Source organism: Chryseobacterium sp. C39-AII1, assembly GCF_039672645.1.
GTDB lineage: Bacteria > Bacteroidota > Bacteroidia > Flavobacteriales > Weeksellaceae > Chryseobacterium.
Map to the genome: position 1 here is coordinate 424,110 of NZ_JBDFPQ010000003.1, position 19,776 is coordinate 443,885.

Annotated in this window: 15 protein-coding genes; 9 read left to right on the forward strand and 6 right to left on the reverse strand. The window is 34.7% G+C overall.

The features are described from left to right. Nucleotides 1–217: 217 nt before the first annotated feature. Together ABEG63_RS07640 and ABEG63_RS07645 are read right to left on the reverse strand one after the other, a co-directional pair. Entirely contained in the window at nucleotides 218–2,314 is a 2,097-nt protein-coding gene (locus ABEG63_RS07640; protein ID WP_346584015.1) for a gliding motility-associated C-terminal domain-containing protein, read from the reverse strand. A gap of 155 nt (nucleotides 2,315–2,469) precedes the next feature. Next, the gene (locus tag ABEG63_RS07645) at nucleotides 2,470–3,267 is read right to left on the reverse strand and encodes a hypothetical protein (protein ID WP_267403992.1); all 798 of its coding nucleotides are present in this window, start codon (nucleotides 3,265–3,267) and stop codon (nucleotides 2,470–2,472) included. A gap of 190 nt (nucleotides 3,268–3,457) precedes the next feature. On the opposite strand from ABEG63_RS07645, the gene glgP reads away from it, so the two are divergent. Further along, the gene (gene glgP, locus ABEG63_RS07650; RefSeq protein ID WP_346584016.1) at nucleotides 3,458–5,122 is read left to right on the forward strand and encodes an alpha-glucan family phosphorylase; all 1,665 of its coding nucleotides are present in this window, start codon (nucleotides 3,458–3,460) and stop codon (nucleotides 5,120–5,122) included. Between the two features lie 216 nt (nucleotides 5,123–5,338). Here glgP and ABEG63_RS07655 read toward each other — a convergent pair whose 3' ends face one another. Next, nucleotides 5,339–5,524, reverse strand: coding sequence for a DUF6496 domain-containing protein (locus ABEG63_RS07655; protein ID WP_267403996.1), 186 nt, complete (start codon nucleotides 5,522–5,524; stop codon nucleotides 5,339–5,341). A gap of 12 nt (nucleotides 5,525–5,536) precedes the next feature. Further along, nucleotides 5,537–6,010 (reverse strand): hypothetical protein, encoded by a 474-nt coding sequence (locus ABEG63_RS07660; protein WP_267403998.1) that lies wholly within the window; start codon nucleotides 6,008–6,010, stop codon nucleotides 5,537–5,539. A gap of 191 nt (nucleotides 6,011–6,201) precedes the next feature. Here ABEG63_RS07660 and ABEG63_RS07665 point away from each other — a divergent pair, with 191 nt between their 5' ends. From ABEG63_RS07665 to ABEG63_RS07675, 3 genes are all read left to right on the forward strand, one after another. After that, a complete protein-coding gene (locus ABEG63_RS07665) occupies nucleotides 6,202–7,383 on the forward strand; it encodes a hypothetical protein (protein ID WP_267404000.1) in 1,182 nt (393 codons plus the stop codon). Nucleotides 7,384–7,390: 7 nt separating this feature from the next. Next, nucleotides 7,391–8,779, forward strand: a complete 1,389-nt coding sequence (locus tag ABEG63_RS07670) for a hypothetical protein (protein ID WP_346584017.1) — start codon at nucleotides 7,391–7,393, stop codon at nucleotides 8,777–8,779. Nucleotides 8,780–8,910: 131 nt separating this feature from the next. Next, nucleotides 8,911–11,040 carry a S9 family peptidase gene (locus tag ABEG63_RS07675; RefSeq protein WP_346584018.1) on the forward strand — a complete coding sequence of 710 codons (2,130 nt, stop codon included), beginning with the start codon at nucleotides 8,911–8,913 and terminating at the stop codon, nucleotides 11,038–11,040. Nucleotides 11,041–11,100: 60 nt separating this feature from the next. On the opposite strand, the gene ABEG63_RS07680 is transcribed toward ABEG63_RS07675, so the two are convergent. Both ABEG63_RS07680 and ABEG63_RS07685 read right to left on the reverse strand, forming a co-directional pair. Then, nucleotides 11,101–11,403: a type II toxin-antitoxin system RelE/ParE family toxin gene (locus tag ABEG63_RS07680; protein WP_346584019.1), complete on the reverse strand. Its 303-nt coding sequence runs from the start codon at nucleotides 11,401–11,403 to the stop codon at nucleotides 11,101–11,103. After that, nucleotides 11,393–11,638, reverse strand: coding sequence for a hypothetical protein (locus tag ABEG63_RS07685; protein ID WP_346584020.1), 246 nt, complete (start codon nucleotides 11,636–11,638; stop codon nucleotides 11,393–11,395). The genes ABEG63_RS07680 and ABEG63_RS07685 overlap by 11 nt, the downstream gene beginning before the upstream one ends. 88 nt (nucleotides 11,639–11,726) lie before the next feature. On the opposite strand from ABEG63_RS07685, the gene ABEG63_RS07690 reads away from it, so the two are divergent. The 5 genes from ABEG63_RS07690 (at nucleotide 11,727) to recG (ending at nucleotide 19,626) form a co-directional block, all read left to right on the forward strand. Beyond that, complete coding sequence (locus ABEG63_RS07690) at nucleotides 11,727–13,382, forward strand: peptide MFS transporter (RefSeq protein WP_346584021.1); 1,656 nt, start codon at nucleotides 11,727–11,729, stop codon at nucleotides 13,380–13,382. A gap of 133 nt (nucleotides 13,383–13,515) precedes the next feature. Further along, the gene (locus tag ABEG63_RS07695; RefSeq protein ID WP_346584022.1) at nucleotides 13,516–15,228 is read left to right on the forward strand and encodes a peptide MFS transporter; all 1,713 of its coding nucleotides are present in this window, start codon (nucleotides 13,516–13,518) and stop codon (nucleotides 15,226–15,228) included. Nucleotides 15,229–15,381: 153 nt separating this feature from the next. Then, nucleotides 15,382–16,893: a peptide MFS transporter gene (locus tag ABEG63_RS07700; protein WP_346584023.1), complete on the forward strand. Its 1,512-nt coding sequence runs from the start codon at nucleotides 15,382–15,384 to the stop codon at nucleotides 16,891–16,893. Between the two features lie 42 nt (nucleotides 16,894–16,935). After that, nucleotides 16,936–17,469, forward strand: coding sequence for a thioredoxin fold domain-containing protein (locus ABEG63_RS07705; protein WP_267404011.1), 534 nt, complete (start codon nucleotides 16,936–16,938; stop codon nucleotides 17,467–17,469). Between the two features lie 72 nt (nucleotides 17,470–17,541). After that, entirely contained in the window at nucleotides 17,542–19,626 is a 2,085-nt protein-coding gene (gene recG / locus ABEG63_RS07710; protein WP_346584024.1) for an ATP-dependent DNA helicase RecG, read from the forward strand. The last annotated feature ends 150 nt before the right edge of the window (nucleotides 19,627–19,776 follow it).

Sequence of the window (19,776 nt, forward strand, 5' to 3'; positions counted from 1 at the left end):
CCTTCCAATTCAAAGATTGAATTGCTGATGAACCGAGCCGAATCATTAGAAAATAGCGAGTGCGGAGAGCAGGAAATAGCTCCTGGAAAAGTTGGAGCGTGGATGAGTTTTAGAGTTATAGAGTTTAAGGGTTTACGTTTTGTAAGATTTTATGTTTAATAATCACAAAAACCGCCACTTTCGTGACGGTTGACCTAGTTTTATTTTAAAAATGAGTTTAATCCCTGTTTTTTACCATTACCCAACCTGAATATTGAATTGGGGTGTTCTTTTTATTATTTTCATTCCATGTTACGGAATACCAATACGTTCCTGTGGGAACTTTTTTACCACCGATGGTTCCGTCCCATGTATAATTATTGAATCTGTCAGCCTGGAAAACTTTATTTCCGTAGCGGTCGAAAATATTGAAAATTAAATTTTGTTTGTTCGCCAGTGCTGTATAATCGATCACATCATTAATTCCGTCTCCGTTGGGTGTGATAACATTTGTAAGATTAGGAACAACAATTGCGACATCCACAGGATCACAGTCATAGGTATCTTTTACAAAAACAGTGTGATCACCTCTTGAAACATTATTAAACAAATTTGAATCCTGCCAATTGACATTATCCATCGAATACTTGTAAGGTGCTTTACCGCCTACAACATTGATCGTTACAATATGTGTTGAAATATCAATGGAAGAAATAACAGGTTGATCCGAAGGAATTACTTTTACATATTGTGTCGTAATACAATCTCCCGTTTTCAGTTTTATCCAATACGATCCAACTCCAATATTAGCAATTGATTGGGTTGTTGCTCCCGTACTCCATTCATATCCGCCGAAACCAGAACCAGCATCCAATGTTGTGGTATCTTCAATACAAATAGTTTTATCTTTTAATTCTGAAGAAAAAACAGGAGGAATTACTTCTAATCCAACTTTTGCAATTGCATAACATCCTTGAGAATTGGCCACTTTAATATAAGCAAAGCCGGTTGGAGAAATATACGCTGTTGGCGTTACAATAGGATTGGTAGAGTTAATCGCATCTGTTAAGGAAGGATAATATGATTTAACAATTCCTGTTTGTGAAGTAACTGCCGCCACCGTAAGATTGAATGCCGCAGTTAAAGGATCTCTTTCCAGGAAACACGTTCTTAAAACCGCATCATTTACTACAGCAATGGGATGAAATTTCAATGTTATCACCGCGTCAGCAACACATCCGAATTGCGAGGTTATTTTTACATAAACCGTTCCTTCTGCAGAAACATACGCTGCAGGATTTAGAATTTCATTGGTGCCTGCATTCAGATTAGCCAATGTAGGGTAATATTTTTTTATTGCAGTAGGATCTCCAAAAACACCAGCCGAAGTAAGATCAAAGGTAGCCGTCCCTGCATTGTTATTGTTACAGCTAAATATCGTTACATTTGTACCGCTGATATTTCCTTGTTTAAATTTAAAAGCACCAACTTGTCGGCAAGAATTAATAGGATTATTGGGATTAGCAGGATCTTCATAATGAATACTGTAATAATACGTTGCCGTTGTACTGACCGTAATCGGAGCCAAAATAGGACTTAATCCCGCCAAAGCATCATTCTGCGTGGTATGATACGTCACAAAGAAATTCGGATTTCCGTTTAAAATTCCTGCAGTTAAAGTGCTAAAATCAAAAATAGCAGGCGTATTGCAAATAATAATCTCTCTAGGATCTGCAGGATTAGCCGCCGGACTTCCCGGTGGATTAAAAGGATGTGGCTGCAATGCAGGATCTGTAAATGGTGAAGCTAAGGTTGCCGTTCCGCCCCAAGTTAAAGAAAACGGAGCAACAGTAGTACTTCCCGCTCCTACCCAGTTATCAATATATAAATAATAGGTTTGCCCCGGTAAAACATCCATATATTGACAATAAGGTGTATAGGAACCTCCTGCAGCACTGATGATGGTACTTGTCATATTCATCCCTGTGTTACCGCCAACCAATTGTGTGGTTGCTGCGTTACAGCGAATTGGCGATCCCAAACTTCCACAGGTTACATTCGGGCCATAAATTGCCCAGTCGTAATCTGCATCAGGATCATTCGGGATAAGATCAAAAGTAAGCGTTCCCGCAGTGGCAATAGTAAGTTTATACCAAATTGAATTGTGCTCGCCAGAGGTAAGACAGCCTCCCAGACTTTCATTCTCATTACCAATTCCCGTGGGAGAATACGTAATGCTAGAATTTCCACAAACCGATAACGCGGTTGAACAATCTGCTTGTGAAAAAAATATTTGAGAAATACATACAAATAAAACGAGTAGAATTTTTTTCATATATAATTTTTTTCAGGATTATTAGTGCCAATGTAAAATGGTGTATATCAAATATAAGCATTTTTTCAATCAACAATAACAATATTTAAAAAAATTACATATTTATATGCGAAATATTAAAAATTAGCTCAAGTTAAAAACCGAAACAACAACAATTACTTTATACTTGTGATATTTCCGCAAAGATTCTCTAAATGAAAAATCTTATGAAAAGGGCTTTTCACTTCATGCAAATGTTCTTTATCCTGAATAAAAGTATACCGTGAAGCAAGCGAATTCATATCAGAAACAATCACCAGCCAACATTCATCAACCGAGGTATCATAATAAGGAAATTTCTCGTTCTTTTTTTCTATTAATTCTAAAATTTTCTCTGAACACAGCTCATCAAAAAGATTCATATTATATTCGTGAGTAATGAAAACATTTCTACGATGAAAAGATTTTCGCAAACTTTTTACACAACCAACAGGCTTTCCTTTTTTAATACTTTTATAAATAAAATGAATGATTTCCTGTTGCAGTTCAAGATTTTCAAATTTAAGATTAGGATAGAATTCTAAAAAATAAACACCACGATATTTCGTAGTGTCTTCTTGTTCCAATAATATTTCTGCCTGACGGAAAATCTTGTTTAAGTTGCTTTCCATCTTTTTCATTTCAAGATGATTGATTACCTCAGTCAATTCAATTCCTATTTTTTTGTCGTTGAATTTGGCGATAAAGTCTGGACTCTCGCAGGTAAGGTTTTCGAACTGAACTTCGGGAAAATGATGCATAAAAGAATTCAGCAGCAAAATTTCAGATTTCTTTTTATACTTTTCACGGTCGTGAAGCGGAGATTCATCTATTTTGCGGTGATACTTTTCAATCGGCTTCTTTTTCAAATGTCGATTGAGATAATATAAGCTCAGATTCTTGATCAAATCTTCATCGGAAAATGCCTTTTTCATGTGCTTATCTTTTAATGGTTGTTGAGACACACGAAACCCTCGGTTTCTTTTGATTATCAAAAATTTATAGTTTAAAGTTAGTAAAAAAAACTATGCAACCCTTGTATTTAAAATTAATTTATCAGTTAATTAACATAGAGTTTATTTTCATAATCAATACCTTTGCGCTTCAAATATAAAACTGTGATTTATGGATTTTAAAAATTTTAAAATACCGTATAGTGTTAATCCACAATACTCTAAAAAAGTAGCCTATTTTTCAATGGAATTTGCCATTGAGCAGGTGCTAAAAATATATTCTGGAGGGTTGGGATTTTTGGCAGGTTCTCACATGAGAAGTGCTTACAATCTTAAACAAGACCTTGTAGGAATCGGGATTCTTTGGAAATTTGGATACTATGATCAGGCGAGAAATCACGATCAAACCCTGCAACCAACCTGGACGAAAAAAATGTACAGTTTTCTGGAAGATACTGGCATTAAATTTCAGATCGAAATTCACAGCGCTCCAGTTTGGGTGAAGGTTTGGTATCTTGATCCTGAAACGTTCAATACAGCTCCGATGTTTTTCCTATCCACGGATGTTCCTGAAAATGATCACATTTCAAAAACTATTTGTCATAAATTGTATGATGCCAATGAATCTACGAAACTGGCGCAATACATTTTATTAGGAAAAGGTGGTGCGAAATTATTGGACGAAATGAACATTGAAAGAGATGTTTATCATTTGAACGAAGCTCATGGACTTCCTGCTGCTTTCCATTTGTTGAAAAAATATAATGGTGATTTAAATAAGGTTAAAGAAAAACTGGTTTTCACCACACACACTCCTGAAGAAGCTGGAAATGAGAAGCATAATTTCAAATTATGTTATGATATGTCTTATTTTTCAGGCTTCAGCATGGAAGACGTGAAAAGCATTGAAGGTTCTGATGATGATCGCTTCAACCATTCCCTTTGTGCTTTGAAAATGGCGAGAGTGGCAAACGGTGTTTCTCAGCTTCATGGCGTAGTTTCAAGAGCAATGTGGAGTAAATATCCGGGAATCTGTGAAATTACTTCAATCACGAATGCTCAGGAATTTAAATATTGGGCAGACAAACCGCTTTACAATGCAAAAGATGAGCGTAACGATACCTTATTTGATTATCGTAAAAAACATTTAAAGAAAAGATTATTTAAAATTGTTGCCGACCAGACAGGGAATTTATTTAATCCGAATGTTTTCACTATCGTTTGGGCAAGAAGATTTGCTGGTTACAAACGTGCTGACCTTCTTTTACACGATAAAGACAGATTTTACAGACTTTTGAACAATCCGAAATATCCTGTGCAGATTATTTGGGCTGGAAAACCTTATCCGATGGATTATTCCGCGATTTCTACCTTCAATTCATTAGTTGAAGAAAGTAAAAATCATAAAAATATGGCGGTTCTTACAGGTTACGAATTGTCATTAAGTAAATCTTTGAAGCAAGGTTCTGATCTTTGGCTAAACAATCCGAGAGTTCCTAGAGAAGCTTCAGGAACATCTGGAATGACGGCTTCCATGAACGGATCGATCAACCTTTCTACAGACGACGGCTGGATTCCTGAATTTGCGAAACATGGCGAAAATTCTTTCGTAGTTCCGAAGGCAGATTACATGAATATGAGCATTTACGAGCAGGATAATTATGATTTAAACAAATTATATGAAATCCTTGAAAACGAAATTCTTCCAACATATTACGACAAACCGGATGCATGGAGAAAAATTCAGCATAATTCTATGAACGATGTGAAAGATCAGTTTAACAGTGATAGAATGGCAGATGAATATTACAGAATTTTGTATAATTATAAAGGATAACCTGCAAAGAAGGTTAAAAAATATCTTTAACCATTAAGAAAAATTAAGTTGTTAAGAGTTATTAAGCTTACTATATTTAAGTTTTTTAATCAAACGACTATCTTAATTAAACTTAATTTCTTAAATGAAACCTTAATGGTTTAAAAAATTAAAATTTCCTTTTAAAAATAAGTAAAAAACGGTTTGTAAAATTTACAAACCGTTTTTATTTTAAAACTAATCTTTTTTCTTTTTAGGAACTTTCAAACCAGCCTCTTTGGCCTCGGAAATTCCGATGGCGATTGCCTGTTTTCTGTCGGTCACTTTTTGTCCGGAAGAAGATTTCAACTTTCCTTCCTTAAATTCGTGCATTACTTTTCCTATTTTGTCCTGAGCTTTGTCTGAATATTTTGTTTTGCTCATGATATTGCTATTTTAAGATTTAGGTAAAGCCACTCCGATTTCATAAACGTGAGCATGCTTTAGGTATTTGGATCTTTCTCTTGAAGTTACCGACTCAAAGTGATCATTTTTAATCACAATAATCGGATCTTCTGCATTTTCGATTTCGAAGTTAGCTAAATATCTTTCGTCAGGTGGTGACTGCTGCAGTTTAGCCTTAATTTTTTGAAGTTCGTCAGCATATTTTCTGAAACCTGGATCTGATGAATGGATAAATTTATATTCTTCTCCCGCATCCACAAAATAATGGAGTTTTTTCTCTATTAAGCCTGCTTCATCTGTTATTACCGGGTTATCGTTGCCATCCTTAAAACCCACTTCCACCAAAGTACCACCTTTGCTCTGTGCACATGCTTCAGCATCTTTGAAACCTGAAAAACCTGTATATATGATCTGGTCATTAAAGTCATAACGGTTTAGTTTTTGGTTAAAAGCATTCGTTTCCATAATTATTACTTGATTTGATTATACTTTAATCATATTCAATTTTTCTGCCAAACCCTTTAGTAAAAGAAATATTAGTGTATGGTATCAATAATAAAACTTAATACTAAGAATAACATTCTAATTATATATTTTTGGCAATTAATATTTTACACATTATTAAAAAAACTACATTTGCAAACTAAATTTAAGACATGAAACTCAATTTTATCTTTTCAATGCTGCTCACAGCGGGTAGCCTTGCATTTGTTCAGGCTCAGAGAATAGACGCTGAGAATGTAACATTTCAATTACTAAGAGAACCTTTAAATCCTGTAGATGCCCAAAACAGAAATTTTTCTGTAACGGTAAATTCGCCTTACAATATCACCAAAGAAGACGTTACGAAGCAGGCAAAAGAAGATTTTCAAAAACGTGTAGATAATTACGATCAAAGTGTGGTTGATGCAAAAGCAGAGCACGCAGAAAGATTAAAAGATTACGATGCCGAAGTAAAAAAACTTCAGGAAAAATACAAAACAGAATCTGAGCAATACAATAAATTAAAAGCCGTTGAAAAAATTGCGATGAACGCTATGCCGCCGGTTTTAAGACTTCCTTCAAGACCACAGTTGAACGTTCCTGCAAAGCCCGTTTACACAGAACCGGATCTTAGAAATGCTTTAATTGTTGATAATAAAGTTTTGGCTTCCCAAGTTGGTATCGAAGGTTTTACTAAAGGAAATGCCATCGAAATCACGGTTGACATGGAAAGAACTAATTTTCAAGATAATGCAGGAAAATCTTTTGCCAATCAGCCAACAAAATTGGTCGTTAAGCAAAACGGCGTGGTGAAAATTGACAAAACCTTATTCACAGATTTTCAGGAAATTGCATCTTCGCCAACCAATGAGATCAATTTAAGTTCTCATGAAAAAATGTATCTGCAAAAAGTCATCAATAAAATCAATGAAATTTTAGCGGATAATTATGCTTTTGCGAAATACAGTTCAACCATAAAATTAGAAACGGTAAAAAATAAGGGTGAATATGATGATTTGGAGAAAGCATCTATTTATGTAACCACCAACCTGAAAAAAATGCAGGCAAGACCTGACTATGCTCCCAACAAAACAGCGTTGGAGAACATGGATAAAGGAATTACCATTTGGAAAGATGCATTGAAAAAAATCAATTATGATGATAAAAAAGCGCCATACAATGCTAAAATTGCCGCTTATCTTTATATGAATCTTATTCGTCTGAATCTAGCTTTGGGAAGAAAATCTGAAGCAGAAAAATCGTTAAATGATATGCAGGAGCATTTAGTAGACATGAAATTATCTTGGGATCAAAACAACGAATTAAAAGGCCTTGAGCAACAAATATATAACTAATACAACCATGAAAAAAACAATAATTACTTCGCTTGTTTTGATGAGCGCAGTTGCTTTCGGACAGAAAAAAAACGTTTACGGAGACGCTTTCGAGTTTAATTCTAAATATGAAAAAGACATTAAACTTGTACTGGCAGACGACTATAATCAATATGTTTTCAGTGATATTAATGAAGACGGTTACAGTACTTATCCTCACAAGAAAATCTTAATGAGAAAGCTGGATCAAAACGGAAATTTGATCGATACTTATATTAAAGATTACGCCAACAAAACCAACGGCGTTTTGCATAACTATTTAGGTTCTATTGAAGTCAGCAAAGACCAATTTGTGATCTTTACTGAAGAATTGGAAACAAAGGTTAACAGAAAAGAAATTTTCCAGCATGTTTTCAATAAAAAAGATGGAAACTATACCACAACAAGCGTTGCTAAACTTTTCACAGAAGGCGGCTTGAAAATGGGAACCACTTATCTTCGATTTTCAGAAAACGGAAAATATGTGGCGATTGTAAACGACAGATCGGTTTCTAAAAAAACAGCAAATACGATTGATAATATTGTGATTGATCTTTCTACACTTACCAAAAAGTGGGATAAAGAAATCACGTTGGATACAGATTATTTTGAAGCAGATGCCGCGGTTACGAATTCCGGAAGAGTTTTAATCTTAAGAAAATCAACCGGTTGGAAAGAATCATCAAAATTGGTTTACGTTTCGGCTCAAGGGGATCAGGATATTGCTTTGAAGGATAAATTAATCTTAAAAACTTTAAGCCCTGTTTCTATTAATGATCAGGATTATTTGGTTTCTTTCGGATATTTTACGGGAGTGAGAATCAATCAAAGTAATTTTGGAGATATGGCATTCATCAATCTTCAAAACGGAAATATTACGATGAGCGAGGTTTCAGATTTCAGATCAAATACTAATATGTCGGGAGTAGATATTCCTTTGGTTCAAGTCGTGGACGGAAAAGCATTTTTATACGGATTTAACGTCAATAAAACATTACCGCCGTCAACGCCAGCTAATCGTTTCCCAGATCCTATTTATTCTTATGGTCCGGGTAAATGGTTTACCATAAAATCTGACGGAACTGCAAGTACAACTTCTACTCAAAAAAGAGGAGATATAGGATTTTTCACTAAAGAAAATACGAATTATTTCTTCACAGACAGCTATGGTTTTACTCCATATAAAGTTGGAAGTGATCATACAGATCCAAGTAAATTTGTTGAATTCCAAAACAGATACACGAGCACTGAAGCAAAGTATGGGCAACCTATTTTCACTTCGGTGAAGTACATTCCACAATCTGATCGTGTGATTTTCTTACGAAAACTAGGCGAAAATAAATTGCTTACACAAAGCCTTTATGGTTGGCAGAATTAATCATTTTTATTGATATATAAGCGAAAAGTTGGCAGATATGTCAACTTTTTTGTTTTAAATAATTCACCAAATCCTAAACTTCATCTGTAAGATTTAAATATTTTATATATTTGAATTCTTTAAAATTAGAAATGAAAAAATTCTTACTAACGCTTACCGTTGCTGCTGCATTTCAAAGTTTGTCTGCACAGGAAATCACTTTAGATAAAATATATTCAGGATATTACCGTGGAAAAGGCATTGCCGGAATAACATCCATGAAAAACGGCGAAAATTATTTAGTAATTGAACCGACAGGAATTGCAAAATATTCTTACAAAACCTCTCAAAAAGAAGGAAATATTGTAGAGGGACAATTTGAAAGCTATGAATTTTCGGATGATGAGTCTAAAATTCTTTTACTAAAAGGCAGCCAGCCGATTTACAGACATTCTTTTTTAGGTGTTTTTGATGTTAAAGATCTGAAATCTGGGAAAACGCTTTCGTTAAATGACGGAAAACCTGTTCAGGAGCCAAGATTTTCTCCAGATGCAACCAAAGTGGCTTTTATTGTTGATAATAATATTTTTTATCAGGATCTAAACTCAGGAAAAATCACACAGGTTACAGAGCACGGTGTTAAAAATAAAGTATTGAACGGTCTTGCCGATTGGGTTTATGAAGAAGAATTCGGGCACGCAAGATTGTATGAATGGACGAAAAACTCTAATGCGATTGTTTTTGTGAAATCTGTAGAAACAGATGTCCCGGAAATTTATATTCCAATCTACGGAAAAACGCTTTATCCAACAGAAATGCGTTACAAATATCCTAAAGCGGGAGAAAAAAACTCTGTAGTTTCAGCACATATTTACCTTTTGGACGGCGGTAAAAAAACAAAAGTGAATTTAGATAATTTTAAAAATTATTACATTCCGAATGTTATTCAAACTTCAAAACCTGACGAAATTGTGTTGATTACTTCTCAGAGAACACAAAACGCGTCTGATGTATTGAAAGTAAATACGAAAACTGGTGAAGTAAAAAAATTGTTCACAGAAACCGATGAAAAATGGATTGATACAGATAATGTTACCTTAGAATTTTTGGATGACAACAGTTTCCTTTGGGGCTCTGAAAGAGACGGAAACCGTCATTTATACTGGTACGACCAAGATGGAAAGCTGAAAAAACAAGTCACAAAAGGAAATTGGGAAGTAACCGATTATTACGGATTTAATCCTAAATCAAAAGAAATCTACGTTCAGACCACTGAAAAAGGAAGCATCAACAAAGTAGTTTCTAAAGTAAATATCGAAAACGGAAAATCTCAGTTGATTTCTAACGCAGAAGGAAATAATTCTGCAAATTTCAGCAAAAACTATAATTATTTCATCGAAACTTCTTCTACCGCTGCAAAACCTTATACTTTCGTTTTAAAAGACGGAAACGGCAAAACGGTAAAAGAGCTTCAGAATAATAATGATCAGCTTCAAAAATTAAAATCAGATAATTTCACAGAAAAAGAATTCATAACAATTCCAAACAACGCTGGAGATCAAATGAATGCATGGATTATCAAGCCTAAAAACTTTGATAAAAACAAAAAATATCCATTGTTCATGTTCCAGTATTCTGGTCCGGGATCTCAGCAGGTTGCTAATTCCTGGGACAACGGAAACGGAATTTGGTTTGAAATGTTGGCTCAAAAAGGCTACATCGTAGCTTGTGTTGATGGACGTGGAACGGGCTACAAAGGTGCTAAATTCAAGAAGGTAACATACATGAATTTAGGAAAATACGAAATTGAAGACCAGATTACTGCAGCAAAATGGTTCGGAAATCAATCGTATATCGACAAATCAAGAATCGGAATGTTCGGATGGAGCTTCGGAGGTTATATGACGAGTTTGGCAATGACCAAAGGTGCCGATGTTTTCAAAATGGGAATCGCGGTGGCGCCGGTTACGAACTGGAGATATTATGACTCAGTGTATACAGAAAGATTTTTAAGAACTCCGCAGGAAAATCCTGATGGATACGACAAAAATTCACCAACTGAATATGCGAATTTGTTAAAAGGAAAATTCTTATTAATCCACGGAACTGCCGATGATAACGTACATTTTCAAAACTCTATGGAATTTTCAGAAGCTTTAATTCAAAACAAAAAGCAGTTTGATTTCATGGCTTATCCTGATAAAAACCACGGAATTTACGGCGGACAAACAAGACCGCAACTGTATCAGAAAATGACTGATTTTATTTTGGAGAATTTGTAAAAATTGATCTGAAATTTAATGATAAAAAAACTCCGAATCTCTTTTTAAGATTCGGAGTTTTTATTTTCTTTCTTTCCATTGTTCAGGATCTCTTGACGTGTGGAAAATAGAATATATTTCAATTATATTTTCTTCTGCGTTGTATGAATAGTGAATTCCGTAGGGAAATTTCTTGAGAAAAACGATTCGATTATGATCATATTTGAATTCAAAAGATAAAGGATTTTCTTTAATGAAATTGATTTTGGAGCGAAATTCTTTCATAAAATTAATCCATAGTTTTTTATTAATTTTCTTGTACCAATCATTAATTTCTTTCAAATCTTGTTTTACAAAAGGACTATAAATTAACTTAATCTCCACTTTCTAAATCATTTAAATAGTCATCCATATCAGATTCTGAAACAAAACTTTGAGGATTATCCTGAGAATATTTTATCCTTCTTCTTACCTCTTCTTTTTGCCATTCAGGAATATCAGTTTCCCTTACTTTAATATGTTTATGTTTCAAAAAATCAATAAAATCATTTACTTCCTCGTAAAAATTTTCAGGAAGTGTTCTGATATTGTTTTCTAAATCTTGTAACGTAATTTCCATTTTCTTCATCTTTATTTTATCCAAAGTTAATAAAATTCGATTATTATTTTTAAAATTCTATATTTGTGAAATTTGAAATTTATCAACTATGAAGACTAAACATCCTAAGGGATTGCCTTTCCTCTTCTTTACGGAAATGTGGGAACGTTTCGGGTACTATCTTATTCTCGGAATTTTTGTATTGTATGTGATTGAACCCACGGGTTTAAAAGGAGGTCTCGGACTTCCCGACAAAACTGCAGACGACATTTTCGGAACCTATATCGCTTTGACCTATTTGACACCTTTTATCGGCGGATTTTTAGCGGACAGAGTTTTAGGATATATTAAATCGATTTATTTAGGAGGTATTTTGATGGCTGCCGGATATATCGGGATGGGAGTTTTCAAAGATTTGACCTTATTTTATTCTTCATTAGCCTTAATTATCATCGGAAATGGTTTCTTTAAACCAACGATTTCTACATTACTAGGAAATTTATATTCTGAAGAACCTTACAAAGCCAATAAAGATTCCGGATACAATATTTTTTACATGGGAATTAATATTGGAGCGTTTATTTGCAACATTATCGCAGCATTTATGCGAAATAAATTCGGTTGGGGTGAAGCTTTCATTACTGCCGGAGTCGGAATGTTAATTGGTATGGTGATTTTTACAATTGGTAGAAAACATTATATCCACGCTGCTCAGATGAAACCCGTTCAGGAAGGCGATACAAAGCTTTCTGAAATTATGTTGAAAGTTTTCTTACCAGCGATTATCGCGGGAGGAATTGGCTGGGTAATTCCGGGAAATATTTTTGGAAGCGATAATACAGATGCCTTTATTTTTGCGTGTATCCCTGTTATTTATTTCTACGCTTCTCTATATTTTAAAGCAAAACCGGAAGAAAAATCTTCGATTGGAGCTTTGCTATCCGTATTTTTAATCAGTATGTTTTTCTGGGCAGTTTTCAAACAAAACGGAACAGCTTTAACGAGATGGGCAAATTATTACACCGACAGAAGTGTTCCTGCATCCATGGAAAAACCATTGGAAGGCATTTATATGGTTGACGGAAAAAGCTATGAAGATAAAGAAGTTCCTGTTTACGATAATCAATTCCAGTCTCAAAAAGACAAAAACGGAAACACCATCAAAGTACAAGGAAAAGATGTTTATTTTAAAAATATTTCTCCTGAACAACGTGCTGTTTTAGAGAAAAATCCGGAAACGAAAACCTATTTATACAATACAGAATTATTCCAATCGATTAATCCGTTTTGGGTTATTGCTTTAACACCGGTTGTCGTAGGATTCTGGGCTTTGTTAAGAAGAAAAGGAAAAGAACCTTTAACGCCAACAAAAATTGTTTTGGGACTTTTCATTTCAGGATTATCATGTTTGGTAATGGTTTTAGCAGTTTGGGCCGGAGATAACGGAGCTGTAAAAGTTTCGCCTTGGTGGTTAGTGGTAAGTTATGGAGTCATTACAGTGGGTGAACTTTGCCTTTCACCAATGGGACTTTCATTTGTTTCAAAACTTTCTCCAGCGAGAATTACAGCCTTAATGATGGGCGGATTTTTCTTAGCAAACTCCGTCGGAAACAAACTTTCAGGGATTTTAGCGAGTACTTGGTATAATTACGATAATAAAATGAATTATTTCCTTGTGAACTTCGGATTGCTGATATTTGCTACACTTTTAGGAGTTTCTATGTTGAAAAGATTAAACAAGATCATGAAAGAAAAAGGACATTAATCCTTATTTATAGTAAAGAAAATCAAGCTGTAGAATCATTCTGCAGCTTTTTTATTTAATTATAAAATTAAAACCTTGCCGAAAACACAAAAAAAACTATATTTGTCAGTCTTAACAAAAATTAACAATAAAAATGGATAATACTGAAGCATTAAGTCCGAAACCGGATGAATTTGTAGAGAAGAGCAACTCCAGGCATCCTAAGGGATTATGGGTACTTTTCGGAACAGAAATGTGGGAGCGTTTCAACTTTTATGGGATGAGAGCATTGCTTACCCTATTTATGGTAAACTCGCTTTTGATGAAGGAGGCAGATGCTTCAATTGTATATGGTGGTTTCTTGGCGCTTTGTTATCTTACTCCAATGTTAGGAGGTTTCATTGCCGACAGATTTTTAGGAAACAGATATTGTATCCTTGTTGGGGGTACTTTAATGGCTATCGGGCAATTCTTACTATTTATTAGTGCAAGTACGTTCGGATCAAGCTTAGGAACAGCTACAACGATTATGTGGGCTGCCTTAGGTGTTATTATTTTTGGTAACGGATTCTTCAAGCCAAACATTTCGTCAATGGTGGGAAGTCTTTATCCAAAACAAGAAAAATCTAAACTAGATTCTGCATTTACTATTTTCTACATGGGGATCAATCTTGGAGCATTCCTTGGTCAATTGATTTGCCCAATTATCGGAGATGTAAAATCAGCAGACGGAATCAGAGATATCCACGCTTTCAAATGGGGATTCTTAGCAGCTTCTATCGCAATGTTGGTAGGTACGCTTACATTCTTATTCCTTAAAAATAAATATGTTGTAACACCGACGGGAAGACCAATCGGAGGTTTACCAAAAAATAATACTTCTGAAGACTTCGAAGAAGGAGAAGCTCAAACTGCGAAATTCTCTACAGCTTCTGTAGGAATTGCTGTGGTTATTTTTGCTGTTTTAGGATCATTATTTCACTTTGCTTTAGGGCAAAACGTAATCTATTCATTGGTTTACGCGAGTGGTATTGCATTGGCATATTTAATTATGTCTGATTCTTCTTTAACTAAAATTGAAAGAGACAGAATCTGGGTAATTTACATTGTTTCATTCTTTGTAATCTTCTTCTGGGCAGCATTCGAGCAGGCAGGTTCATCTTTAACGTTCATCGCAGATAATCAAACCGACAGACATTTCTTTGGATGGAATATGCCGCCTTCAATGGTACAAATCTTCAACGGAATCTTCGTCGTTGCATTAGCAGTACCTTTTAGTATCCTGTGGGATAAATTGAGAGGAAAAGGCAAAGAGCCTGTATCTCCTTTCAAACAAGCAATGGGATTAGCTTTAATTGCTGTTTCATATTTCATTATTGCACACAATGTTAAAGATTTAGGAAGCCACGGACTTTTAGCTGTTAAATGGTTAATCTTACTATATTTCATCCAAACTTGTGGTGAGCTTTGCTTATCTCCAATTGGATTATCATTGGTAGGAAAATTAGCTCCAAAAAGATTTGCTTCATTATTATATGGTGTATTCTTTATTGCTAACGCTGCTGGATACGCACTAGCTGGAACATTAGGATCTATCCTGCCTGCAACAGGTGATAAATTCGAAGCTGCTCAAAAAATCGGAGTTAGCCTTCAGGATGTTTTAGATAAAAAAGTGACTTTAACTGCTGATCAGGTTGCTGCTTTCGAAAAAGCACAATTGCCTTTAGCAAACCCAACTTTTGCAGGTGTTGAAATTCATAACTTATTCGAATTCTTCATGGTATTCGTAGTTCTTTGTGGTATTGCTGCTGTAATTTTGGCATTAATTTCACCAATTTTAAAGAAAATGATGCACGGTGTAAACTAATCCGCATCAATAAAATACAATGAAAACCTCTGCTAAGTCGGAGGTTTTTTTTATTTTCGTATGTTCTTTATCTAAATACAATACTTGACACATTGTGTCAACAATTCATTAATTTGATAGAACACCCTTTATTAAAACTTAATCATATACATTATGAGCTTAACTTTAGATGAAATACAAAATTTCAAAGGAAAATACCCCAAACAAATCTGGAGCCTGTTTTTCTCTGAAATGTGGGAACGTTTTTGTTTCTACGGAATGCGCGGAATGCTCGTATTCTTCATGATCTCTCAACTCGATTTCCATGAAAAAGAAGCCAATCTTCAATATGGAGCGACACAGGCATTTGTGTACGCTTTTACTTTTGTGGGTGGGCTTTTCGCAGATAAAATCTTAGGATTCAGAAAATCTCTTTTTTGGGGCGGAATTCTGATGATTGTCGGAAGTTTGATTCTAGCGGCTGATCCACATAATAATTTCTTTTTAGGAATTGCATTTACCGTAGTAGGAACAGGTTTTTTCAAGCCAAATATTTCATCAATGGTTGGTCAGCTTTACAAACCAAATGATTCCAGAGCAGATGCAGGTTTTTCACTTTTCTATGCCGGAATTAACCTTGGAGCTCTACTTGGAGGATATTTATGTATCGCCATCGGAAAAGGAGAACTTCTTGCCAACCAAATTCCGGAAGAATTGAGATGGCATTTGGCATTTGGGTTTGCCGCTGTTGTAATGGTTGTAAGTTTGATTAATTTTGTTTTCACACAAAGAAGTTTAGGTTCAATTGGTCTCCAGCCAGGACATCCAAAAAATGAAGTACAATCTGCTCCAATCCCAAAATGTCAAGAATATGGAGTTTATGTTTTATCATTAATTTTCGTTCCCATTATCATGACGATGGTTGCTAAAACAGAATATACAGATTATTTTATGTGGACGATCGGGCCATTAACATTAATCTATTTATTCTACGAAATGACAAAAGTAACGCCGGCAGAACGTAAGAAATTGTGGGCAGCTTTAGTTTTCATCTTATTCTCCATTCTATTCTGGGGAATTTATGAGCAAAGTGGAGGTTCGTTAAGTATTTTTGCTGCTAAAAACTTAAATAAAGATCTTCTTGGATTAGATCCAAACGGTGTAAATAATTCCGGAGGAGCATTCTTTATCATCTTCTTAGCTCCATTAATTGGTTTACTATGGATTTGGTTAAATAAAAGAAAAATTGAACCCAATACCATCATCAAGTTTGGTTTAGGATTTATTTTCTTAGGATTAGGTTATTATATTTTATTTGCGACAAGACTTTTTGCAGACCTTCAGGGAATCACTTCATTGAATTTCTTTACCATTGCATTATTAGTGATTACTTTAGGGGAATTATGCCTCTCTCCTATCGGTTTATCCATCATGACAAAGCTTTCAACAAAAAATCTTCAGGGAATGATGATGGGAATGTGGTTTCTAGCATCAGCATACGGACAATACGTTGCTGGAATCATCGGAGCAGGTTTAGCCACAGCAAAAGAAGGCTCTACAAACTATGATGCTCTCATCACTTATACCGATGGATATAAACAATTAGGATTATACGCGGTAATTGCCGGAGTAGTATTAATTTTGATATCTCCGTTCGTGAAAAAATTAATGCAGGAGGTAAAATAGAAATAAAGCAAATTATGCTTATTTTTACTTAAATATCAAATTATGAAGAAAATTATAAGCATAATATTCCTTTTCTGTTTAAGCTTTAGCTTTGCTCAGGTAAAATGGATGACCATTGAAGAGGCTTTAAAAGCTCAGAAAGAAAATCCAAAAAAAATATTGATCGATTTTTATGCAGACTGGTGCGGTCCATGTAAAATCATGGATAAAAAAACATACGGTCACCAAGTAATTGCTGATATTTTAAATCAAAATTATTATCCTGTAAAATTTAATGCAGAAGAAAAAAAATCAATTGAAATCTTCGACAGAACTTTTTCTAACCCAAATACAGAACAAAAAAAAGGAAGAAATTCTCTACACGAGTTTACGCAGTATATGAATGTTGCAGCCGTTCCAAGTACTGTTTTTTTGGATGAAAAAGGAGATCCGATCACGATTTTGCAAGGAGAGTTGTCTGCAAAGGAACTTGAACCTTATTTAGAACTGATTTCTAAAGATTTATATAAAAAAATCCGAAGTCGTGAACAATGGGAAGATTATCAGAAAAAATTCAAATCTAAAATAAAAGATTAAACATATAAAGACTTTCAGCTTTGAAAGTCTTTTTTAATTTCTATTTTTTCCCGAAATTCGTGGCTCTTTTTAATGAATTTAGAAACCTCCATAGAATACGTTAAAGGCATAGGTCCTGAAAAAGCAAAACTTATCAAAAATGTTTTGGGCATTTCGAATGTAGAAGATCTTCTGAACTTCTACCCTCTCCGTTATTTGGATAAGAGTAAAATTCATAAAGTATTCAATCTTCAGGAAAGTAGTCTTGAAATTCAGTTGAAAGGAAAAATCACCCATATTCAGGAAATTCAGACAGGTAAAACGAAAAGACTTGCCGCTAAATTTAATGATGAAACCGGTTCGATGGATCTGGTTTGGTTTCAATATTCAAAATGGTTGAAAGAGCAAATCCCGATCAATAAAGAGCTTTATATTTTCGGGAAAATCAATGTTTTCAATAATCAATATTCAATGCCGCATCCGGAAATTGAAGTTGAAGAAAAAAAGGAAAATGATGTTCGTCTAAAACCTATTTATCCAAGTTCTGAAAAACTGACTAAAAGAGGTTTAAATCAAAGGTTTTTCCAGAATATTTTAAGAAATGTTTGTAAGGAAATTCCTAGTTTGATTGAAGAAAATATGCCTGAATACATGATAAAACATTTTAAATTTTTATCAAGACAGCATACTTTTTTAAACATACATTTTCCAAAAGATTTAGAACACTATGAAAAAGCTGATTATCGATTAAAATTCGAAGAATCATTCTTTTTTCAGTTGGGATATGCTTTGAAAAAACTTCATCATAAAACGCAGTCTCATGGAAATCCGTTTCCGATTGTGGGAGATTATTTCAATAATTTTTATGAAAATCATCTTCCGTTTGAATTGACAGGCGCTCAAAAAAGAGTCTTAAAGGAAATTCGTCTGGATATGAAAAAGCCGATCCAAATGAATCGCCTTTTACAAGGTGACGTAGGCTCAGGAAAAACGATGGTAGCTCTATTAACCATGCTAATTGCAATGGATAATGGCTTCCAAAGCTGTCTGATGGCTCCAACTGAAATTTTGGCACAGCAACATTACAACGGGATTAAAGATTTATTAGTCGGAACCAAAATAAATATCCGTTTACTGACAGGTTCAACCAAAACTTCAGAACGGAAAATTATTCATCAGGAATTAGAAAGTGGTGAACTTTCTATTTTGGTAGGAACACACGCTGTTTTAGAAGATAAAGTGAAATTCAAAAATCTGGGTTTAGCAATTATCGATGAGCAACACAGATTTGGTGTTGCACAGCGCGCTAAACTTTGGGCAAAAAATAAAATTCCGCCACATATTTTGGTGATGACGGCAACGCCAATTCCTAGGACTTTAGCGATGAGCTTCTATTCTGACTTGGATGTTTCTGTAATCGATGAACTTCCGATCGGCAGAAAACCTATTATTACCGCTCATAGAAGAGAAAAAGACAGAGCGTATGTTTACGATTTCTGTCGTGAAGAAATTCAGAAAGGCAGGCAAATTTACTTTGTTTATCCATTAATTGACGAATCCGAAACTTTAGATTATAAAAATTTAATGGAAGGGCTGGAAAATATTATGGATAATTTTTCGAAGTATAATACGACGATGCTTCACGGGAAAATGAAACCTGCGGAAAAAGATGAAGCGATGAATTATTTCGCTTCGGGAAAAGCAGAAATCATGGTCGCTACAACGGTAATTGAAGTCGGTGTAAACGTACCCAACGCTTCCGTAATGGTGATCGAAAGTTCGGAAAGATTTGGGTTATCACAGCTGCATCAGCTTCGTGGTCGTGTGGGTCGTGGTGCGGAACAAAGCTACTGTATTCTGATGACTTCCGATAAGCTATCCAGCGACAGCAGAACGCGTATTAAAACCATGGTTGATACAAACGACGGTTTTAAAATTTCTGAGGTCGATATGCAATTGCGCGGTCCCGGAGATATTTTGGGAACTCAGCAAAGTGGCGTTGTTGATTTTAAAAGGCTAGATTTGGTGCAGGATGCTGGCATTATTAAACTGACGAAAAAAACGGTTGAAAAAATTCTGGAAGCAGATTCTTTATTGGCAAGACCCGACAATCAAATCATCAAAAATTACTATCTGAGATTCTATCGCGGAAAAAATAAGTGGAGTAAAATTTCCTAGAGAAATAAAAAAACCGCGAAAATATGACTTTCGCGGCCCCCTTATAAAACTGTTATTTAGAAGAAATTTACTTTTTGTTTATATGAAAAATTTATTTTAATAGTTGATTCGCTTCATAAATTAATATTTTGTGGTGTGGTGTGATGATAT